General features: G+C 42.0%; 19 protein-coding genes. 4 read left to right on the top strand and 15 right to left on the bottom strand.

The window, feature by feature from the left end; all coding sequences use genetic code 11:
- Positions 1-109: 109 nt before the first annotated feature.
- Genes CEX98_RS23550 through CEX98_RS08220 form a run of 4 tightly spaced genes read right to left on the bottom strand, consistent with a single transcriptional unit; the run spans position 110 to position 1,940 of the window.
- Positions 110-265 carry a hypothetical protein gene (locus CEX98_RS23550; RefSeq protein WP_347337897.1) on the bottom strand — a complete coding sequence of 52 codons (156 nt, stop codon included), beginning with the start codon at positions 263-265 and terminating at the stop codon, positions 110-112.
- Positions 252-521, bottom strand: a complete 270-nt coding sequence (locus tag CEX98_RS08210; RefSeq protein WP_347337898.1) for a GNAT family N-acetyltransferase — start codon at positions 519-521, stop codon at positions 252-254. Before CEX98_RS08210 ends, CEX98_RS23550 begins: the two co-directional genes overlap by 14 nt.
- Before the next feature lie 55 nt (positions 522-576).
- Positions 577-1,569, bottom strand: a complete 993-nt coding sequence (locus tag CEX98_RS08215; protein ID WP_099641607.1) for an NAD(P)H-quinone oxidoreductase — start codon at positions 1,567-1,569, stop codon at positions 577-579.
- A complete protein-coding gene (locus tag CEX98_RS08220) occupies positions 1,551-1,940 on the bottom strand; it encodes a hypothetical protein (protein WP_172439737.1) in 390 nt (129 codons plus the stop codon). Before CEX98_RS08220 ends, CEX98_RS08215 begins: the two co-directional genes overlap by 19 nt.
- Positions 1,941-2,162: 222 nt before the next feature.
- Between CEX98_RS08220 and CEX98_RS08225 the strand changes: the two genes are divergently transcribed.
- Entirely contained in the window at positions 2,163-2,999 is an 837-nt protein-coding gene (locus CEX98_RS08225) for a hypothetical protein (protein ID WP_099641608.1), read from the top strand.
- Positions 3,000-3,017: 18 nt separating this feature from the next.
- On the opposite strand, the gene CEX98_RS08230 is transcribed toward CEX98_RS08225, so the two are convergent.
- From CEX98_RS08230 to CEX98_RS08250, 6 genes are all read right to left on the bottom strand, one after another.
- Positions 3,018-5,699, bottom strand: a complete 2,682-nt coding sequence (locus CEX98_RS08230; protein ID WP_099641609.1) for an ATP-binding protein — start codon at positions 5,697-5,699, stop codon at positions 3,018-3,020.
- 106 nt (positions 5,700-5,805) lie between these two features.
- The gene (locus CEX98_RS08235) at positions 5,806-8,043 is read right to left on the bottom strand and encodes a TonB-dependent receptor (RefSeq protein ID WP_099641610.1); all 2,238 of its coding nucleotides are present in this window, start codon (positions 8,041-8,043) and stop codon (positions 5,806-5,808) included.
- 367 nt (positions 8,044-8,410) lie between these two features.
- Entirely contained in the window at positions 8,411-8,794 is a 384-nt protein-coding gene (locus CEX98_RS23555) for a hypothetical protein (protein ID WP_347337899.1), read from the bottom strand.
- Between the two features lie 8 nt (positions 8,795-8,802).
- Entirely contained in the window at positions 8,803-10,653 is a 1,851-nt protein-coding gene (locus tag CEX98_RS08240) for an NAD(P)-binding protein (RefSeq protein WP_347337900.1), read from the bottom strand.
- Between the two features lie 123 nt (positions 10,654-10,776).
- Positions 10,777-11,757: an acetoacetate decarboxylase gene (locus CEX98_RS08245; protein ID WP_340071006.1), complete on the bottom strand. Its 981-nt coding sequence runs from the start codon at positions 11,755-11,757 to the stop codon at positions 10,777-10,779.
- Positions 11,758-11,823: 66 nt separating this feature from the next.
- On the bottom strand, positions 11,824-12,411 hold the full coding sequence (locus tag CEX98_RS08250) for a hypothetical protein (protein ID WP_099641612.1): 588 nt from the start codon (positions 12,409-12,411) through the stop codon (positions 11,824-11,826).
- A 305-nt stretch (positions 12,412-12,716) separates the two neighbouring features.
- Here CEX98_RS08250 and CEX98_RS08255 point away from each other — a divergent pair, with 305 nt between their 5' ends.
- On the top strand, positions 12,717-13,547 hold the full coding sequence (locus tag CEX98_RS08255) for a TIGR02285 family protein (protein ID WP_099641671.1): 831 nt from the start codon (positions 12,717-12,719) through the stop codon (positions 13,545-13,547).
- 39 nt (positions 13,548-13,586) lie between these two features.
- Here the strand turns inward: CEX98_RS08255 and CEX98_RS08260 are convergent, their stop codons facing one another.
- The 4 genes from CEX98_RS08260 to CEX98_RS08275 form a co-directional block, all read right to left on the bottom strand.
- Complete coding sequence (locus CEX98_RS08260) at positions 13,587-14,159, bottom strand: YceI family protein (protein WP_099641613.1); 573 nt, start codon at positions 14,157-14,159, stop codon at positions 13,587-13,589.
- Positions 14,160-14,162: 3 nt separating this feature from the next.
- Entirely contained in the window at positions 14,163-14,738 is a 576-nt protein-coding gene (locus CEX98_RS08265) for a cytochrome b (RefSeq protein WP_099641614.1), read from the bottom strand.
- Positions 14,739-14,890: 152 nt separating this feature from the next.
- Positions 14,891-16,273: a cytochrome c oxidase accessory protein CcoG gene (gene ccoG, locus CEX98_RS08270; RefSeq protein ID WP_099641615.1), complete on the bottom strand. Its 1,383-nt coding sequence runs from the start codon at positions 16,271-16,273 to the stop codon at positions 14,891-14,893.
- A 141-nt stretch (positions 16,274-16,414) separates the two neighbouring features.
- On the bottom strand, positions 16,415-17,842 hold the full coding sequence (locus CEX98_RS08275; RefSeq protein ID WP_099641616.1) for a sigma-54 interaction domain-containing protein: 1,428 nt from the start codon (positions 17,840-17,842) through the stop codon (positions 16,415-16,417).
- A gap of 142 nt (positions 17,843-17,984) precedes the next feature.
- Here CEX98_RS08275 and rsmF point away from each other — a divergent pair, with 142 nt between their 5' ends.
- Positions 17,985-19,424: a 16S rRNA (cytosine(1407)-C(5))-methyltransferase RsmF gene (rsmF, locus tag CEX98_RS08280; protein ID WP_099641672.1), complete on the top strand. Its 1,440-nt coding sequence runs from the start codon at positions 17,985-17,987 to the stop codon at positions 19,422-19,424.
- A 255-nt stretch (positions 19,425-19,679) separates the two neighbouring features.
- Here the strand turns inward: rsmF and CEX98_RS08285 are convergent, their stop codons facing one another.
- Positions 19,680-19,928, bottom strand: coding sequence for a YkgJ family cysteine cluster protein (locus CEX98_RS08285; protein ID WP_099641617.1), 249 nt, complete (start codon positions 19,926-19,928; stop codon positions 19,680-19,682).
- 236 nt (positions 19,929-20,164) lie between these two features.
- Between CEX98_RS08285 and CEX98_RS08290 the strand changes: the two genes are divergently transcribed.
- Complete coding sequence (locus CEX98_RS08290) at positions 20,165-21,340, top strand: efflux RND transporter periplasmic adaptor subunit (protein WP_099641618.1); 1,176 nt, start codon at positions 20,165-20,167, stop codon at positions 21,338-21,340.
- Positions 21,341-21,344: the final 4 nt, after the last annotated feature.

Here is a 21,344-nt window from a genome sequence, read left to right on the forward strand (position 1 = left end):
GGCCCGGTCCAGAGGTCGGTGGTTCGCATCCACTCGGTTGTACCACCTTTTAATTTCTCACTTTTAACTGTAACTTTTACGACTAAGTGCCCTCGTGACTTGCACCACTTTAAACTACTGGAGTAAAATGCTTTGTCATACCTTGGCTGGAGGGAGAAACTAAACGATAACCAAGCTTCTCATAGAAAGCAGGTTTGTCTGCAATCATGGAAACATATGAACCAACTGATACCGTTGAGTTAAGGTAATTCTCAATATATTCCATCACCTTTCCCTAATCCTTGTCCCTGATAAGCTGAGTCTACCGCGATATCCACAATCTCAAAGTTACAACCACCATCACCAACAACACGCCCCATCGCGACTAACTTTGTATTATCTCGAATAGTCACTCCGTAGAGAGAATTGGGGAGACCCCGCTCAGCAGCTTCCAAGGATTTTGCAGACAAACCCGCTGCGACGCGCAGATCACAATATTCTTTTGGACTAGGAACGCTTTCTTCGATATCTAATGCCGTCATGTTGTACTCTACTAAGTGTATTTAAATACAGTATAACAACTGTATAGATAAACAGTTAAACTATTCGTACTATTACTTTTCCTAAGTTACGATTATTTTCTAACACTTCGTGAGCTTGTTCTATTTCATCCCAGCACAGTTCTCTATATATCGGAATAGCCATACTTGGTTCCATTAAGTGCTGCCCAAACTGAGAAAGGAATGCCTGAACCAATTCTTTTTTATACGTTTTTGAGCGGTTTCGTAACGTGCTTCCATGTAGGTTAAATCTTTTGCTTAATAGCTTAGCGAAATCCAATTCTGCATACCTCCCTCCGAGCATTGCCAACACAATGCAATGACAATCCATGGCTGCCACTCGTAAATTTGCGCTTAAGTAATCGCCAGCGACAGGGTCGAGTATCACATTAGCCTTTAAACCCAACTTTTTCATTTCTTCTGCAAAATCATTCTCTAAGTAATTTATGGTATGGTCAGCGCCCAGAGATAATGCATATTGTGCTTTTTCGTCACTACTTTGTGTTGTTACCACAGTAGCACCGATACTTTTTGCGATTCGAATAGCCGCGCTACCTACACCAGAAGCGCCACCATGACAAAGCAGCGTATCACCCGTTCCAAGATTGCCCGTCCTCACTATTGCATCGTATGCGGTAAGATATACCTCAGCCAATCCGGCAGCGTAACTTAGAGGCATATCATCTGGTACTGGCATTAACAATTCGTGCTCAGCGACGACATACTCAGCATATCCTCCGCCTGACGTTAAACAAAAAACATGACGACCGAGGAGATGCTCAAGTGCAGGATCAGCCACTTGTACCACCACTCCAGAAACTTCTAGTCCAAGTATTTTGCTGTCGCCCTCTGGTGCTGGATATTTTCCTTTCTTTTGCAAGATATCAGCACGGTTAACGCCAAAGGCATGTACTTTTATCAGTACCTGTTGCGCATCTATCTTTGGAACTGCCGTATCTTGAATTTTTAGTATTGAAGCGGTGTGATTGATATAGCGCATTTTTTGAGGGATCACTGAACTTTTTTCCATATTTCCTTCTCTACAAACTTACCATTTTCATGTAGTTCATGATGCCACAGTTCCCCTTCGACTTTGTAGGTAAAAGACATGGTTCTTCCAAGCAACGACGGGATATTTCCATATTCATAGGTTTCAACAAATTTATTATTGTCAATTTGATAACTGCCTCCCCCTGCATACTTGAACTCTCCATTACTTTGAGTAATGTAACTATGGTGTGTTTTAGTGATAAGCTTGATAGACGTAACCGTGGGGGCTTGTGCCGATACCACACCGTTGGCCGTCGCATACTTTCCTTCAACAAACTCCCAAGTGCCAATTAATGGGTTTGCAAATACCGGAGCGCTAAAAATAAAAGTAATGAGCATACGTGTTTTCATCTGTTTTCCTTGCTGATTGTTTTGCTCAGTGTTACACAGCCACTCATTAAGTTCAGTTGAGATAATCTCAACTTACCGAATGAAAAGCCCGTTTAGAACGGTCTATTTAACCTGAAGTCTGAGTAACAAGGAGTTTCTCAGTAGTAAGGGATAACAGTTGCTACAGAACAAGTTGTTATGCCGAGTTCGGGTTATTTTCACCAATACAATATCGAGTAGTCTATGAGGTTATGGATCACATTAACTTTCGTCTTACTGACAGGCACTGCAACAGCCACAGAGTTGGTTATTAACTATAAAAGCTGGATCAGCGACAATGATAGACAACATGTAGAGACTTGGCTAAATCATGGTATGAATGCGGCCGAACGGACGCTTGGAGAATTAAAACAACCTGCACTCACCGCCACTATTGAACCTATTTTATTCGCATCTGAGCCAGTACCTTGGGGTAGTGTGCAGCGCGGACGACTTGATTCACTCAACCTACATGTGAAACGATTCACCCCCAGTCGAATATTAGTCAAAGATTGGACGATTTATCATGAAATAGCACACCTTTATCATCCCTTATTGGCACATTCAGACTTTTGGATTGCGGAAGGGCTGGCTACGTATTTACAAAATGTGATTATGCTAGAGAACAGCCTTTTTGATATTAATGAGTTTAGGGCTCGCCTCACTTCAGGTCTCAACCGAGGAGCTAAGAACACACAGCTACATAACGGCGGACTGAGTTCTGTCAGCGAAAACATGTGGTCATTAAAGGCACAACAGCGTGTATACTGGAGTGGTGCGGCATTTTTTATGGAGGCCGAACTAGCACTTAAAGCATCACTAAGCCCACATACGGTGAGGTCACTGATCGCTAAATTTCAGCAATGCTGTAAGTCGTCTCATCCCTCAGGACTTGAAAACAGTGGTCGACTATTTATTGCAAAGCTCGATAAGTTATCAAAGACAACGATTTTTTCCAATTTATATGCCAGCTACAAGCAACGCAACGACTTTCCCATTCTCAGCCGAGCTGAAATAGCTACGCTGCAACCTTTACGGTAACCGCTCCAACAACGTTGCTTAGGCTTGCTTCGTTTGCTCCCTGTCTGACTCAATAGCTCGGTTCATTGCTGCTAATAAGTCACTCAATTGTGCATCTACACTCTGAACTTGTTTGTTTTTGAGTTTTTCATCCAACTCATTTGCGATTTTATGTATGTCTATGAAGTCAAACATAGCCGCCGTGCCCTTTATGGCATGTACTGTTCTTGCCAAGGCTTCATAGTCCTGATATTTGGCTTGGTTTTTAATTTGAATAATTTGCTCGTGTAAACCTGATACATACTGTTGTTTCAGTTGGAAAAATTCAGCCTCTGGTAAATCCAAATCATCATCTACCTGAATATCTAGGTAATGAGCAATTTTTTGACTAAAAATAACCCTATCTATCGGTTTTGCCAGATGATCACTAAACCCTAGTTTTAAATAACGATCAATCTCATGCTGCATTGTATTGGCGGTGAGTGCTATCACTGGTGTACTGCACCCTGTCGCCTGAATAAAGCTAAAGGCTTGCTCGCCGTCCATCACCGGCATTTGAATATCCATTAAAATCAAATCAAAGTCTCTGTCTAAAACAGCCTGCACGGCCAGTTGACCATTTTCAACCGCAGTAACCGACAGCCCCATTCGCTCTAAAATACGTTTGATCAACTTGCTATTATCAATGTTGTCCTCAGCAAGCAGAACTTCTCCTTTTAGCGTTTGAGTCATTTCTTCCGGCGCTTTAACAGGCTCTCTTACCTCTCCTATTTGTTCTAAATTTTGCACCCAGTTAGTTCTTTCCGTTGTATACAAGCCAAGAGTGAGCGTAAATGCTGTACCCGATCCCACCTCACTCTCCACGGAGATATCCCCATCCAGCTTTTTCGCCAGACTTCTTGAAATGTTTAGCCCAAGACCAGTGCCACCATACTTGCGTGAAGTAGAAGAGTCAGCTTGATAGAACGCACTAAACAACTCTTTTTGTTCATCTGCGGTCATTCCAATCCCTGTGTCTCGCACGGTGATCATCAGTTTTTCGTTTTGGCATGCAACATCTATCGATATTTTGCCAACCGTGGTGAACTTCATTGCATTGGATGTTAGATTCAGTAATATCTGCCTTAGTCGCGTAGGGTCAATCACAACGTAGTCAGGTAGTGGAAAGTGATAATTTAACGCAAACTCTAACCCCTTGTCTCTGATCTGCTTACCTAATAATGAATCGACATGCGCTATTGCTTGAAATAGATTTGACTCCACCAGCTCGACTTCCAGCTTATTCGCTTCAATCTTAGACATGTCTAAAATGTCATTAATCAAACCCAGTACGTGTCTGGAGTTTTGCAAGATAACGGCAATGGCATGATTGCGTTCATGCGGTTTGATATCACCTAACATTATGCCATCAGCATACCCAATAATCGAAGTCATTGGTGTTCTTATCTCATGACTCATATTGGCTAAGAATCGGCTTTTCGCTTCACTGGCATCTCTGAGCTCTGATGCAGCCTGTTCCAATTCATATGTTCGCTTTAGCACCTTAGCCTCAAGGTTTTTATTCAGCTCTACGTTCTCTTCACTGGTAATTCTAAATTTATCAGCAACCGCAAACGCCAATAAAAGAGCATCCAAAGCGGAGCCGATAAGACCATACAAATATAAGTTACTTGATGATTCCGGAAGTAGACTAAGATTGGTAAAATTACCAATCATATTTGGAATAGCCATGGCCACGTAAGCAAGAACAAAGTAACGGGCGGGTTTAAACCCTTCGCTCCAACGTTTTACCCCAACAAATAAACCAAAACACATGGCAGAGCCTGTCACTACAGTTGCCCAAATAAATCCAAACCCAGGAAACAGAATACAAAACGGCGATCCGAGCGCAGCAATTACCCCAAGCCAAATTGAAATGGATACATAATTAGGATGAACATCTTTTAGTTTTAAAAGGTGGATATAAAACAGTGCATTAGTCAGAGGAGCAAGGGCAAACCCTAGCCAGTGTAAATTAGCAGAATAAAACCCAAAAAGCTGATCCGGAATGTGGAAGAAATGACTCCAAGCGAATACCCAAACACAGGTAAACAATGCATAGTAAAGATGGGTAATATCTTTAGAGCCAATGTAGATCAATAAATTATATAACCCAAGAACTACGCCTACCCCAAAGCAAAGTGTCATGATCAGGTTTTCATACACTACTTCTTGTTCAAATTCTTTAAGTGGTTCAATAGTCAGTTTTATCGGAGTGTAGAAAAAATCACTCTCAAATAAAGTGACTATATAATATTCTTGGTTAGGCTCGAGTTTAATTTCGTTGCCATAATGAAATGCAAATTCATTTTCAACCTTACCGCCAGAGAATACTCGATGTACTGAGTCAGGCGTATATATCCTAGATTCAACCTTACTCAATACCGTATTGTAAGGATACAGCACAAACTCACTTAACGGCGTTTTATTGGTTACTTTGGTCACCAAAAAATAGCGACCTGAAAATAATGCTCGTTTATTAAAGGGCTCGTGAACTGACTCCCAGTCGCGGATATCATTCCAATTTTCTGGAAAACGCGTATTCGAGGTAGCTTCATACGCTCGACCAACATGGTGCAGATTTTGATATTGCCAAGGTTGCGTTAGCTCCAAAGCAGCTTCTTGTGCAGGTGTTACTGACGAAAACAGTAAAACGCTGAATAAGATAAATACTATACGCATCTTAATCAGTGCCCCTTGGGTCAATACCTGCTGAAGCTTGAGCTCTTGTTAGCAAATTGTCTACCTCTGAGTCAGGTTTGTTATCTTCGATTAAATCTATCAATAATCAAAAATGATACGTAATATCTATGCCTATCCGTCTTCCTTCACCCTTAAAGTCTTCTAACATTCCTAAGAAGCTACTTAAATCGAACTTTAAATGGCTATACTCTTTATCGAAAATATTTTTCCCCCAAATACCGAGCTGCCAGTTTTCATATTCAACCTGCACATTGGCATTCCATAAGAGATAACTAGGCTGACGAGCATAAGGCGATTGGTTTTGGTCAAAGTAGTATTCACTCTGATAATCAAAGCCTAGCCTGCTTTTTATGTTAACTTTATCCCAATTAAATGCATAATTTATTTTACCTGAAATATTCCACTCTGAGGTAAACGGCAGGCGATTGTCTGTTAAAACCACACCCACTGGATCAATAAATTCTTCAAAATTAGCCTCGGGGATATACCCAATATCCAAGTCTATTTGAGTTTGTTCCGAGAAGTACCAAGTGTTTTCTAGCTCAGCACCATATATTGTCGACTTACCTACATTTTCAAGTAATTGGTATGGTGGTGCGCCTGGCACTTCAGATGCACGATTCATAAACACTTGCTGATCTTTGTAATCATAGTAGAAAGCCGCAAAGTTTGTACGCAGTCCAACTTCACTAAATGTGAATTTTGCGCCTATTTCATGGGCGACTAACTCTTCGGGACCATAACTGGCCTGCAATGCAGCTGTTTCGGATGTTAGGAAGCCGCCGTTGTACCCACCGCTTTTTACACCATTAGATAGGCTGTAGTAGATACTTTTAGTGGGCGTGAGCTTATGAATGACAGAAAACTTTCCAGAAAGGCTACTATCAGACTCTGTTCCGGCAACATCATAAGATGGTACTAAGATCCCTGTGAGATTTTCACCTACAGGTACATTGAGGTAAGAAAATGAGTCATAATCAACCTCTTCATCACTGTACCTAAGACCAAATAGCAAATCGGTTTTCTCACTCAGCGTGTGCTCATATTGACCGAATAATGCTAATGAATTGACCTCTATATCATTATCGTAAAAAAATGTTGCCGCACTTGCACCAAACGGTGTGCCTCGAAGTCCCCTTAATAGATCGTTATAGTTGTCCTGATAGATCCGTTCTTCAAGCTGAAATACCCCCAGTGTGATGAAGCCATGAGTGGTGCTTTGCTCATAACGTAATTCATTAACAAGCTTTTCGTTTTTAAGTCCTAATTCACCCTCGCAGAGAGCTTGCGGGCTACCATCACAATTAAATCCATGAATACGGTCCAAACGATTAAATGCACCAAGATAAACTAACTGCGACTGCTCATCAAAGCGGTAAACCACTTCAGTCGTCACACCTTTGCTAATACTATGATGCTTTTGATAGTTATTTACTCTTACAGCCCAAAAATCATCGCTGCCTACATTGAAACCAAAGCTATCAACGCAATTACTGCTACCAGCTTGTGCCGGGCTACATTTAATACCCTCCGCAGGATTAGAATAGATACCGATATTTCCAACTGGTTGTACTAAGCCATTCCAATGACCATAGTCCAGCTTGACAAAAACACTGTAATCGTCAAATTCACCAAAATAACTAAGGCGAATATCATTCTGCTCCATGCCTGCCTCAGGCACGTTTGGCTCAAGGTTGTAGGTGGTATAATCATAGTTTTTATGGCTTGCGGCGAAACGGATGGCACTGGCCGTGTCCATGCTGTAGTTAACAACGGCACCTGCGCGAGTAAATGCATCAGAACCAACACCAGCGCTAATGGATGCAAAATCACCGTCAGTTGGCCGTGCCGTTCTAACGAGTATGGCCCCACCTGTGGTGTTTCTGCCAAATAATGTGCCTTGAGGCCCTTTTAACACTTCTACTTGTTCAATATCGAACAGATTAATAATTTGATTATTAGCAGAGCCAACAGCAATTCCGTCTAAATACATCCCTACTGGGGAGGTATTGGCCGTATTATAATCAACCAGTCCTATACCGCGAATATTAACAGCAGGAGGCGTCCCCTCAGCGGCATTTTGGCTTATTTTCACATTGGATACGAGACTACCCAATTCAGTTGTGTCTTTTATAGCAGACTCAGAAAGAGTCTTGCCTAAGATGGGCTTTACCGCGATGGCGACATCATTGATAGACTGCTTTCTCTTTTGCGCATAAACCTCAATGACTTCAATATCGTTGGTTTGTGCTGATGCTTCCATCGGTACTGCAAACAATAATGTGAATGTGATCGTATTTAACAGCACATTTGGATGTGGCATAGTTTGAATCCCTAGCTATATCATGCAATTGCACTACTATTATAGCTGATTAAATAAGACCCCCAAACAAATCCACACTATTCCCCACTAAAGGTCCTATTAAACTACGTGGTGGCGATCTTGTGTTGTTATTAATTACTAGGGCCGGTTTGTCTATCAAGTGTGTTATTACAGCAAAGATCAACAGGCCCTAAAGTCAAAGCAAAATAAGTTGATAAAAAATTCACAAAATCGGCTGGATGAATACCTTTATCAAATTTACTTAATTTTGCTCAGGAGATAGATATAGTTCGTACTACGGCGCAACGCACTCCCCTTTTTCACAACCTAGGTGGTAGCGCGTTGCAAGCATCAATTGAACGTGCTGTCAGTCATCTGGCTCAAATCCGAATTCACCACTGATATGTTGTGGATGCCCAGTGATTGCTCGGCTCGTTTGCATACCCGCCATGACGGCAGCTTCAACACACCCTGCATTCACACCAGTTTTGATCCAGTCGCCAGTAATGTATAAGTTATCAAATGCGGTTCCATCGGTGGCAAGACGATATTGACTACTGCCAACCACGCTCAAGACATAACGCTCACTTGGGTCTACATTGACTCGCCAATATTGCGAATCAAATCTGGCCTCTCCAAGTTCATTACAGGTATCAAATAATACATTCCAATCGAATTCATCTCCATGATAAGCCTCTGGCCAAAGCGGTTGCATCTGCTCCTTTAGTTTATTCAGCGAATTCTCTTTCACTACCGCCTTCATACGGTGGGGAAATTCATGGTCGCTTGCTGGTGGGTAATCAGCGCAAGTAAAAGCACTACAAAAGTAGGCGATATTTCTCGGTTCATCAGTGCTTGCCAATCTTCTACCTCAAGTAGGTTAGACATTGCAGCCCAAGTATCAAAAGGCTGTGAAAATGCACTAAGAATAGGTCGCTCGTCGCTCTGTGAAGGGTCGTGAAAGCCCAGCTCGCTATCTGTTTTAGTTAACCATAACTGTAAAGCCTGTGTGGCGACTGTTTTTACTTTTTCAGCTTGTAACTTGAGATTGTCGTCTTTTGCTAGCAAATTCTCACACAACGGCGCGAGCCCTGCGACTGAGATACCAAAAACGACGAGATCAAAGTCTACTGAGTGGGTAAGTGTTTTACGTGGCAAAGCATGACCAAATGCCTGCTCATACACCGACTCCCAATCCGACCAATAAGACTCCAGATTCACCTCATGTTGTTGGAGCAGTGCTGCTTGTTGCGAGTCCAGCTGCTGCCAAAGAGGTTGGCTCGGCCAGCAAGGTAAACCTTTTACCAACTCAAGTGGTTCATAATACTGTGTGTCTTTCAATTTAACTTGCTGAATAAGTTCAATTTTATCAATACTGCAACCTGTCGCGTGCTCAACATATCCCAATGACTCTACTTGATGGAAAAATTCAAACTTAACCCCTCGAGATTTTAGCAACTCATAAATAGGTGAGAATATGATATCTCCCATCCCAGCTTGCATCTTCCACATCACTCCACCGCGATAACACAGCATAATGCGCAGCATAGCAAGTGCGGCAACGCCCGCTTCTACATTCGGCTTGTTAAAATCACCGTCTTCATATCCAAACACAAGATCATAAAACCCTCGCACTGGCGCTGATTCAACAGAGAGGGTTTCATTGGCTCCATTACGCCTTAGCCACTGCTTAAAGTCATATTGATCTATATAACCAAACCCCCGCGAATAGACTTTATCTCGCAGCATACCTATGGTCATCGATATCCCCAAATCCAAACAAATATACAAGCGTCTGATCACTGGGTTATCGTCAATTAGGTCATTCACTTCAGCTCGCAGCCAACGACGTATCTTGCGTACCATATACCATACAACCAAATGATCCTTCTTGTTTTCTAAACGGTGGTCAGATTCACGGATCGTTAAAAAGTTACTCAACTGAGTGATGAGTAACTTAGGTGTTGAAATCACCTCTTGTACTTGATTTTCAGCATCGTCAAACAGCGATTTTGCTTTATCTTCAACACTATCAAAAAAGCGCGTTACTTCTTGCCCTAAATGAGCGAGTAAGCCTTTATCGCGAGATTTTCTTGTTTTGAGTTGTGTAGACTTATGCGTTTGCTCAACTTCGTCTTCTAAATCATTAACCCACTTATGTAACCATGCGGCAAGTAGCTTTAAGATTTGCCAAAAGTGAAGATCTAATGTGCCATTTGCAGGGTTGCCAGGAATTTCAGGGAAATCCACAGACCAAGTTTGCCACTGTTGATCTATATATTCTTGCAGTACCACCAAGCTATGGGGCTTTAAGGCCTGTTGCCAATTATGAATAGGAATACTGCTTGAGCGTTCCAATTTATTGTAGACAGTTTCAATCGCTCTAAAAGAGTTTACATAAGCACCAAACCATACGTGGAGTCCGTGTTCTTCTATTCGTTGCCCATGGGCTGCGTTTCGCCCGCTCGCGCCTTTTCCGCCTAACCGCCAACCTTGTTGGTATACAGTAATGTCGTAGCGCTCTTGCCAATCTTCACGCTCTGTCATATAGACAGCAGCAGTCATCGCAGACACCCCACCACCTAGGATAGCCACTTTCTGCTTGTTCATATTTCTTCCTTATATAATTACCGGATCGGTAATGTCGTAAACGAACGGATCAAAGCGATATAGGAAGACTTCAGAACAGGCATATATCGCTTTACTGATGTTAATTTCTGTCTGCTTTTGTTTTTATCGATGCAAATTGGCCATGCTTTGAGCGCTGGACACTAACTCTTCGACACCAGCTTGGTCAAAATCCATTTTTACAAAGTAAGGTAGCTTCACCTCACTTTTACCCAACGGGATGCCAAACATCTTATCGAGTGGAAAGGCGTCAAGACGTTGTAGCTCTATACATAGGTCGTCTTTTATAAAGCCTATTTTGTGGATCTTTTTCACCTCCGAAGGTGAATGCACCACTGCGGAATATACTGACTTTTCAGCCAAACCATCTGGAAACTGTTTAAATAGAACCTGATCCATTTGCGGATGAGTAAAGCCTGATAAAAACTGCTTTAAAAACTGGCTATCCACATCCAGATCAGACACGGACTCTTTAAATAGTTCGGCTATCTCACCGCCTACTTCGAGCACTTCTTTTAGCCAAGACTCGCCGTCATCCTCTGGATAGATCCGAAGTAGCTCATGCCAATCCATTTTTACATTTGGGTTAAACTCTTTAAACGTATCAAGTGAGAGAGAGAAATTTAATGGTGCACCATAATGTTCAGGCATTTCATATCGGCACAAATATTTGTTGTACCCCCATATTTCTCTACCATTGATCAAGGCATTGATATTATTCACAGTAATGAATGCAGGATACCAATATAAGTGCTCCGCTTTTAGCGTTTCTAGATTAATTTGCAGTATTGGCAACCACACGATGATATCCGTTTCTTGCATGTATCCATATTCACTGAAGGGCGGCACCTTTGACGCAATATTTTCAATGTCAGTAAAAGTAAGTAGGCACCAATCCGATAGCGCTTTAAATACAAACTCACTACTGGGCACTGAGTTTAACGTATCATCGACATAAGTTTGTATTTTGCCCTTTTCACCTTGAACAAAAAAACCATACATTTGTGCGTTAAGCATTCTACAGGGAGGCTTGGCGATAGGGTTACTGTAAAAGTGCTGATAGTCGGGTAACTCTGGATACATCATTCACTCCTTAAAATATAATAATTAAGAGTTTAGTGTAGTTTGCCTTGGCTGTTTTGCGCACTCCAATTAAGACATTTCCAGCGCTTGTTGCGCTATTGAGGTAAAGTTTCGCGCTTCTTTTTGGCAATAATATTGGTAGTGAGCATAGGCGTATTGATCAAAGTTGACTGACAACTTATTCATAAAACCATGAGCATATCGCGTTCTCACGCACTGTAGTCCCTTTTTGTTGTTCAACGCTGTAATAACAGGTTCTACATCAAAGTGAGACTCAACTTGAGCGAAGAAAATCGAGACATCACAACTCGGCTTAAGTGCTAGATGATGGCGGATCTGCCCAGGATAGAAGGCGATTAACTGTTCAACACTGTTTTGCTGATTATGTTCAGCTAATGCAACCCATGCTGCGGCTCCACCAGCGCTAAATCCAATAACTAACCTTGGAGCAAACGCCTTGATGGCTTCAGAAACCTTTTGAGCGTATTGTTGGTGACCACATTGCGCCAAAAACAATTCATAACAGTCTGACTCTATGGCGCTGGTTGGTTCATCAATGAAGGGAGAAAGCACGTTGACTTTAGTCCCTAGCGAATTGGCAAAACACTTCACATCTTCAGTGTGCCCAAAAATATCGGTTACAATTAGAATAGACATAGGTTTTCCTTTTCATTATTTATAGTTATTAGCTTGGCTTTATAGATTTTCCTTACCATATCGCCAAATAGATAACCCTGGCCTAGGGTAGACCAAGCTACTACGTCACAATGCATAATAACAGATCCAGAATGAGCACTTATTTTAGGACTAAGGGGCATTGTGTCTTAATACTTAGCCTAATTTAAAGCTAGCACACCAACACAAACTGTAAACATTAATTACAAACTAAATATACATTTAATTAATCATAAACCACGTCAGCGGTGCTAAGCTTATTGTATGTACATCAAGAGTTGCAGAATTTGATCAAAGTCATATTATTCTTTCTCGCCACTTTTCATTCCAGCGCGTTATTTGCCAAGCAAATCACTTGGATTGTGCTCGACTTTGCGCCTTATTACATTTTATCGGATGAACTAGAGGGCCAAGGCCGCGATGAATTACTCATCCGTCTAATTCAGCCATACATGCCAGATTATGCCTTCAACTATAAACTTTTCCCGGCTTCAAGGGCGATATATGAGCTATCAAATGTAAACAACCAATACTGCATGATTTCGCTATATAAAACGACAGAGCGACAAAAACACATTGCGTTTAGTGATGAGTACTCAACAATCGGCTTATCCACTTCTATCGCGTTAAGAAAAGACATAGCTCAGTCTTTAGGACTGAACAACAGCGCTGTTGATTTGGAAAAATTAGTCACTACACACGGACTAAACGTCGGCATAGCAGCCAATCGCTCGTTCGGAGAACAGTTAGACTCGCTCTTAGCAAGTTTGCCAAACGACCAAGTAACTGTCAGGCCGGGGAGAGACGCACTGGCAAGCTTAACCGTAATGCTACTCAAAAAAAGAGTCGATATTATACTGGGGTATCCTAGTGAACACCATTATCACAAGCTTAATGTGGACAAACATGACGAGTTAACGCAAGTGAGGATAAATGCCTACTCCCAAATCACCTCAGGTTTTGCTGGATGTAATAACAATACGGTTGGTAAAACACAAATTGCTGCAATTAGTGAAGCTTTGAAGAAAGTCCATCAAGACGAGCAATTTCGGTTGGCTATGTCGCGCTGGCTACCCGAACAACTTAGGCCACAATTAGCCAGTATCTTTCTCAAATAGTGCCATCATACAAAGCGATGCATGATGGCAAAATAGCATTTACTTACGGATCCCTTCTAAATGTAAGCCAATAGTGACATGCGTAGAGGCAGGACCTAGGTTATAGTCAATATCATAGTCTGCTAGCTTAAGTTGAGTCTCGCCTTCAAAACCGACACGATATCCACCCCAAGGATCTTTACCTTCTCCTACTTTTTGTACGTCAAATTCGATATTTTTAGTTACACCGTTTAGTGTAAAGCTACCTTTTACCTTAGCATTGGTATCATCGCTAAAAGCAATTGAAGTACTCTTGAAAGTCGCCTTAGGATGCGCTTTAACATTCAAGAAGTCATCACCGCGCAGATGTTTATCGCGCTCTGCGTGGTTAGAGTCAATGGAAGCTGTATCAATAACAACGTTGATTGTAGAGGCATTTGGGTTCTTAGCATCGTAGCTAAACTCCCCTTCAAAGTCATTAAAGCGCCCATGTAACCAGCTATAACCTAAATGCTTAATTTTAAAATTGACGAATGCATGAGCGCCTTTAGTATCAATGATATAGTCAGCAGCATTAGCATTCGCTGCCATTGTCATTGCTGCCATGCTTAATGCCAATAGTGTTTTTTTCATCATTTAATCCTCAACTTTTTTCGAATTTAAAACCTTGAGCATACGAACCAAGGTTTGATCTTTATTAATAAAGTGGTGTTTAAGCGCCCCTAATATGTGTAATGTAACGACGCCAATTAATCCCCAAGCTACATATAAATGTACGGTTCCAGCAAGGTCACTTTGGTTGTCAAATAGCTCCCCCATACTAGCCACTGAAAACCAATTAAATACTTCGATCGCTCTGCCATCCGAAGTCGAAATTAAGTAACCCGTAGCAAATAGTGTTAGTAACCCCAAATACAGAATGACATGGACTACACGGGCAACCAGATTCTGGATCTGTTCCAGCTTGGTAGCCTCACTGACGGGTTTAACGCTTGGATTCAGCACTTTCCAAACCATGCGTATTAAAATGAGCGCAGCCAACAAAATACCGGTACTTTTGTGGATATTCAGCCCATCTCGGTAAAATGGGTCGTAGTAGCTCAGCTCTACCATGTATAACCCAAGGCCAAACATACCGAAAACAACTAATGCGCTTAGCCAGTGAAATACGATGGCAACTAACCCGTATCTGTGTGGTGTATTTTTAAACATAAAACTCAGCTAATAAAACTCATTCTCAATAAGAGTAAGCTTATACGCTAAAAGTTCAGAGAGAAAGGCAAATATTTAGCGGCTCATTGTGCATATACGCACACAAAAAAGGCGCTCCAAATGAAAGCGCCTTGAGTCGGGGGGAGTTTAAACTAGTTTTTATAGAAATAGCTGTCTTTGGTTATGCTAATACTCGCATCTTGCTGCGATTCAATGGTGAACTGGATCGGCGTGCGTTTGCCTTTCAGATCATAACCATCAGCTATCACTGTGATTGGAATTAACGCCATATCGCCACCTGCGATATGTGTTGTTGCAGGTGCCGTAAGCTTAGCATCGGGCAAACCTTTAAGACTCACAGTGTAGGTTAAGTCATGTTGTGTTTTGTTAATAACACTTAGGGTATACGGGTTTTCCACTAAGCCTTCGTAGTTCACTCGATACAAAGCATTTCTATCGCGGATCACCGACGCTTCAATTGGTGTACGATTGAATGCCCAAATCACCATAGTCACCATAATAAGTGCGGTGATTGCACCGTAGCCAACAATTTTTAGTCTGAATGGGTTGGATTTTTTACCAGCTTGCTGATGTTCACTTTGGTATTTTATTAAATCAGGCTGATAGCCAAACTTATTCATCGTTTCATTACATGCATCAATACATAATCCGCAGTTGATACATTCATATTGCAAGCCGTTTCTGATGTCGATACCTGCGGGGCACACTTCTACACACAAATTACAGTCAACACAATCACCTAACCCGAGCTGTTTAGGATCTTCTTTACGCTTACGGCGGCCCCTATTTTCACCACGCTCACTATCATAGGTGACAACTAAAGTGTCTTTATCAAACATCACGGATTGGAAACGTGAATATGGGCAGGCAACAGTACACATTTTCTCACGTAGAAATCCTGCATTCCCGTATGTGCACAGCGCGAACAAAAATACCCAAAAACTGGTGAGCCCAGACCATTCGAGCGTAAACATCTCTAAATATAGCTCTTTGGCAGGGATGAAATAAGCCATAAATGAAGTGGCTGTGAACACAGAGATGAGTAGCCAGATAGCATGCTTTGCGGTCTTTTTAGCCACCTTTTTACTATCCCAGCTCGACTTATCTAGCTTAATCCTTTGGTTGCGCGTCCCCTCAACTCGATGCTCGACCCAAGTAAACATCAACATCCAAATAGTTTGCGGACAGGTATACCCACACCATACGCGACCCAGCCAAGTTGTGACGAAGAACAAGGCAAAAGCACCGACCATAAAGATCCAAGCTAAGATCATAAAATCCTGTGGCAGAAAGGTGGCACCAAATATTTTGAATTGCTGCTTACCAAAATCAAGTAGAATGGCTTGCTGTCCGTTGTACTGTATCCAAGGAATAAGTACGAACGTTAACATTAAAAACCAACCAAGGTTTCTCCTAATTTTTTGGAAATACCCTTTTTGCTCTCTTACATAAATAGGCCCTTCTTGTTTGTAGGGCTTAATGATCATGTCTTCTTCTTTGATATCAAACTTCATGTTATTTGCTACATTGGTAATACACAAAGGAGATATTGCAACTTTCAGACCAATCTGAAACTTTATAAATCACTGAAATATATATACTTTTAAAAATAGCAAAAACCAAAATCGTGATATATCACGAATACCCGCGATATATCACGAAAGTTTGGTGATTTTTAATTTCTTCATTTTTGAACGTAGAGTGCTCTCTGGTAGCCCTAACTTCTCAGCAGCGCCATCAGTACCCGATATTTTCCAATTACTCATCTCTAACACTCTTAAAATATGTTCAGCCTCAGCTTGAGCCAGTGTTAATTCACCATGTTCGGTTTTTACTTGTTCTGATGCCTCCAACGCTTGGGATAAATCGAGTAATCTCCCTTTTGACAGTATTGCCTCACGCTCCAATACGTTTTGCAACTCTCTAATATTTCCAGGCCAATCGTAGCGCTGCAAGGCATTAACGGCCTTTTTAGAAATCCCCCTTAATTGTTTGCCTAATTTTTTGTTAAGCTGAACAATAAGGTTATTAGCCAGCACAGGAATATCTTCTATTCTCTCACGCAGTGCAGGAACCCGAATGGGGAAGACATTCAAGCGGTAGTATAAATCCATTCTAAAATGGCCACTTTCGACCATTTTCCAAAGATCTCGGTTGGTCGCTGCTACAATGCGAATATCTACTTGAATAGACTTGCTTCCCCCTACTCTTTCAAACTCACGCTCTTGCAGCACCCGTAAAAGCTTACTTTGTGCTTCTAATGGTAATTCACCAATCTCATCTAAAAAAATAGTTCCTTTATGAGCAAGCTCAAACCGCCCCTTACGTCTTTCATTTGCCCCAGTAAACGCCCCTTTCTCATGACCGAATAACTCAGATTCAATTAACGTCGGAGAAAATGCTGCACAATTCACTTTGACAAAGGGCTGGCCCGAGCGCTCACTGAGACGGTGTAGGTTGCGGGCAACCAGTTCTTTCCCCGTACCATTTTCACCTAAAATCAGAACTGTACTGTCGGTTTGGCTAACCAATTCTAATTGCGCTAACATGGCTTGGAATATATCGCTATTGCCCACCAATCCTGAGTCTTGCCAGCTCTCATTTAATGTTTCGAGCAAATAAGCGTTTTCATCTTTCAACTGCTCTGTCAGCACTTGCACTTTATTTAGCGCCTCTCGTAACGCACTCTCAGTCTTATGCTGCTGAGAAACATCGCGAAATATCGCGACTGCTCCAATAATTTGCTGCTCTTTATAAATTGGCGTTGAGGTATATTCAACGGGAAAACAGCTACCATCCTTACGCCAAAATACCTCATTGGTTACTTGCCTCGTTTTACCGTCAAACATGGTTTTGTAAATGTTACATTCGTCGGCTGGATATTCACTGCCATCGGCATGGCTATGATGGTGATATTGGTGTATTTTTTTGCCCAATAATTCATCACTCTGCCAACCCGTCATGCGCTCAGCAGCAGGGTTTACAAAAACTGCATTACCTGAAAGATCAAAGCCATAAATGCCCTCTCCAACTGCATTAAGTAGCAATCTAGGGTCAGCCAAAAAATGTTTAATAATAGACATAGCCATCCTCGCGATATTTCGCGAGCATTATATCGACAAATCGCTCTCATGTCAGTCAATCATTCCTCCTTATGCTATCTGCACTGCATTTTTGCGTAACGACAGTGTAAAATGACTAAAAACAGCCAACTTGAGCTTACGCGTGGACAAATCAACTTATATTCCAACTGACTTTATTGATGACATAAAAACGTATCTGCCGTCACACCTCAGCATTGAGGATTTTATATCAACATGCCAATCACCTCTGCGCCGCTCGGTAAGAGTGAATACCTTAAAAATGTCGATCACTGCGTTTTTAGCCTATTGTCAAGAGCATAATTGGCAAGCAGAATCGATCCCTTGGTGTAAAGAAGGCTTTTGGATCACCAGAAGTGCAGAGGAAGAGGCGGCCCTGGCCATCGGCAACACAGATATTCACCTCAGTGGTTGTATTTATGTACAAGAAGCAAGCTCAATGCTACCACCTACCGCGCTCAAGCCAACCCTAACTCCAGATGATATTAATTTAGATATGGCCTCGGCGCCGGGGTCTAAAACATCCCAAATTGCTGCATATATGTCAGGCAACGGCGTCTTGGTTGCAAATGAGCTGTCTTCTTCAAGATTAAAGGCGCTAGCAGCGAATATGAAACGAATGGGGATCCACAATGTTGCGCTATCGCATTTTGATGGCAGTATCTTTGGTGATTACATGTTTGAGTGTTTCGACAATATCTTACTGGATGCGCCCTGCTCAGGAGAGGGGACCGTAAGAAAGGATCCAAACGCATTAAAAAACTGGTCGATTGAATCCAACATTGAAATTGCAGCAATACAAAAACAACTAATTGACAGTGCATTTCAAGCATTGAAGTCCGGTGGCACGTTAGTCTACTCAACCTGCACCCTAACGCCTTTAGAAAATCAACAAGTTTGCCAATATCTGCTTGATACCTACTCAGATGCGGTGGAAGTAGACAACCTTGCGACCTTATTTTCCGGAGCAGACAAAGCGACAACGTCGGAAGGTTATTTACACGTCTGGCCACAATTATACGATAGCGAAGGGTTTTTCATTGCGCGATTTAAAAAAGTGCATTCCGTTGAGGTAAAAAACCCTAAACAAAAAAAGGGTGTATTTCCGTTTGATCCGATAGACAAAAAAGTAACAAAAACCTTGCAATTAGCGCTGGAAAAACAGTTTGGCATCACCACACTTCCAGGCAAACTAATGCAGCGGGATAAAGAGGTTTGGTTGTTTCCAAACGGGTTTGACGCCATTCAAGACCGTATAAAATACGCTCGGATCGGGATCCTATTAGGCACTACACATAAAAATGGAGTGCGACTAGAGCACGAATTCGCTACAGCTTTTGGTCACTTAGCACAGAAGAACACCCTACCGCTCACAAGAGCACAGGCCAAAGACTACTTTAACGGTAAGGACATACGTCTAGATGAATTAACGGCACACACCGGTGAGGTGATTTTAACGCTCTGCGGCAGCGCGATTGGCCTTGGGAAGTGGCAGAAAAACAAAGTTAAGAATAGCCTGCCTCGTGATTTGATTAAAGATGACCTGTTGATAACTTGGGTATAACCTGAATATACCCTTTTGATATTTTTAAGACCAATTCAGAATATGAGCACTAAGCTTTTGTTTTATATTAACTTAATAAATTGTTCATTTATTTGTAAAAAGAATGAAAGGTTAACTAAACTTAACAGTACTTTCTACTTCTCCCTACAGTCTTAGAAGGTGTTTTAGTTAGCGCACGGCTCAATATTGAGCCTTTCCCTAGGCCCAGAACTTAGCAGGTAAGCTCTGGGCGTTTTTTTATCTAAGCGAAGTAGATTAAGTTAATAATTCAAGCTCAGTGATAATTTTCATCGCGGCCTCATTTGACTCACCGCACACATCTCGCATGGCTTTAAACTGTAAACAGACAAGCGGACGCTCCGGTTGATTGAATAGTTTACACAGATTATTTTCATCAAGTTGAATACAACGTACCCCCGCAGGCTTACCGTTTGGCATACCCGGAATGGGCGTTGAAATACTTGGTGCTATACAACAAGCCCCACAACCCAGTCTACAATCCATCTTGTCTCTCACCGCTTTTAGTCTCAATTGTGCATTTTATCGAAAAATCACCAACACGTACAAGCCTCCGTCAAGTTTAAGAATGTAACGGTAAATTTAGGTACGCAAAGCTTTGTTACATATTCAGGCTAGATTTAAACACCTCGACATAACTATTCGCGTATTCTTTACCATATCAGTGTTTGAGCGCCGTCTAACTCAAACATTAGAAATCATTCAACAGGAAGGATTTTAACGTGGCTAGTAAAAAACAAATTATTCTCCCCATTGCCGTTTTATCGGTAGGAATAGCAGCAGCTGTTGCTATGTCTGCAATGAAAAAACCACCAGAGGAAAAACCAGAAGAAGTGGTACACCCTCTTGTTCAGGTTCAATCCATTGAAGTTTCCCCAATACGACTCAATGTCTCGTCGTATGGCATCGTAACACCCAAGTACAGCACTGAGCTGGTCGCCCAAGTTAGCGGTCAAGTGATCTCGTTGTCAGATAAATTTGTCAAAGGTGGATTTGTCAAAGAAGGTGACGTATTGGCACGTATCGACCCTAATGATTACGAAGCAGCCTTAATTGAAGCCGAAGCCGCTTTGGCACAAGCCAGCTCTGCATTGGAAATCGAGCAAGCGCAAGTACAAGTAGCAAAAGCCGAGTGGCAAAGAATAACGGCCAACGCAAACGAAAAAATTCCTTCTGAGTTGTATTTAAGAAAACCACAATTGGCAGAAAAACTAGCACGCTATAAAGCCGCCCAAGCTGCCGTGAAGCGTGCAAACCGCAATCTTGAACGTACATATATTAAAGCCCCCTATGATGCCATCATAGAGTCACGCTCAGTCAGCCTAGGCAGTGTCGTCAACCCAGGCAACGGCTTTGGAAAACTGAATGCAATTTCGGTTGCTGAAGTGCGTTTACCAGTTGCTGATAACGAGCTTAAGTTTTTACCGCAACAAGGTGTAGGTACTGATGTGGTATTGACGGCCGAAGTGGCGGGCCAACCAATGAGTTGGAAAGGCAAAATTGTGCGTAGTGAAGGCGTGATCGATAACAAAAGCCGCATGACCTATCTGGTTGCACAAGTTGAACAACCATATAGTAACCAAGCCAAGCCGCTCCGGTTTGGTGCATACATTAATGCCGACGTTCAAGGCTTACAGGTTCAAAACGCAACTATGATCCCACACCACCTGGTTAAAGATGGCCAGGTCGCCACATTGGATGAGAATCATCAGTTAAGCTATAAGAAGCTTAATATTATCCGTGAATATAACGGGATGGTTGTTGTTGACAATGGCATTGAAGCCGGACAACAGCTCATTACCTCAGCCCTTGACTACCCTTCTGAAGGAATGCAATTGCGTACCGACGATACTCCAAGTCAAGGTGCTAACACACAGTTAGCGCTTAAAGAGGAGTAATTCT

The sequence above is a fragment of the Pseudoalteromonas piscicida genome (assembly GCF_002744175.1).
Taxonomy (GTDB): domain Bacteria; phylum Pseudomonadota; class Gammaproteobacteria; order Enterobacterales; family Alteromonadaceae; genus Pseudoalteromonas; species Pseudoalteromonas piscicida_B.

Bases quoted from the DNA above. Each gene is read 5' to 3' on its own strand.
- CEX98_RS23550 (WP_347337897.1), bottom strand. From the start codon at position 265: ATGGAATATATTGAGAATTACCTTAACTCAACGGTATCAGTTGGTTCA.
- CEX98_RS08210 (WP_347337898.1), bottom strand. From the start codon at position 521: ATGACGGCATTAGATATCGAAGAAAGCGTTCCTAGTCCAAAAGAATAT.
- CEX98_RS08215 (WP_099641607.1), bottom strand. From the start codon at position 1,569: ATGGAAAAAAGTTCAGTGATCCCTCAAAAAATGCGCTATATCAATCAC.
- CEX98_RS08220 (WP_172439737.1), bottom strand. From the start codon at position 1,940: ATGAAAACACGTATGCTCATTACTTTTATTTTTAGCGCTCCGGTATTT.
- CEX98_RS08225 (WP_099641608.1), top strand. From the start codon at position 2,163: ATGAGGTTATGGATCACATTAACTTTCGTCTTACTGACAGGCACTGCA.
- CEX98_RS08230 (WP_099641609.1), bottom strand. From the start codon at position 5,699: ATGCGTATAGTATTTATCTTATTCAGCGTTTTACTGTTTTCGTCAGTA.
- CEX98_RS08235 (WP_099641610.1), bottom strand. From the start codon at position 8,043: ATGCCACATCCAAATGTGCTGTTAAATACGATCACATTCACATTATTG.
- CEX98_RS08240 (WP_347337900.1), bottom strand. From the start codon at position 10,653: ATGAACAAGCAGAAAGTGGCTATCCTAGGTGGTGGGGTGTCTGCGATG.
- CEX98_RS08245 (WP_340071006.1), bottom strand. From the start codon at position 11,757: ATGATGTATCCAGAGTTACCCGACTATCAGCACTTTTACAGTAACCCT.
- CEX98_RS08250 (WP_099641612.1), bottom strand. From the start codon at position 12,411: ATGTCTATTCTAATTGTAACCGATATTTTTGGGCACACTGAAGATGTG.
- CEX98_RS08260 (WP_099641613.1), bottom strand. From the start codon at position 14,159: ATGAAAAAAACACTATTGGCATTAAGCATGGCAGCAATGACAATGGCA.
- CEX98_RS08265 (WP_099641614.1), bottom strand. From the start codon at position 14,738: ATGTTTAAAAATACACCACACAGATACGGGTTAGTTGCCATCGTATTT.
- ccoG (WP_099641615.1), bottom strand. From the start codon at position 16,273: ATGAAGTTTGATATCAAAGAAGAAGACATGATCATTAAGCCCTACAAA.
- CEX98_RS08275 (WP_099641616.1), bottom strand. From the start codon at position 17,842: ATGTCTATTATTAAACATTTTTTGGCTGACCCTAGATTGCTACTTAAT.
- CEX98_RS08285 (WP_099641617.1), bottom strand. From the start codon at position 19,928: ATGGATTGTAGACTGGGTTGTGGGGCTTGTTGTATAGCACCAAGTATT.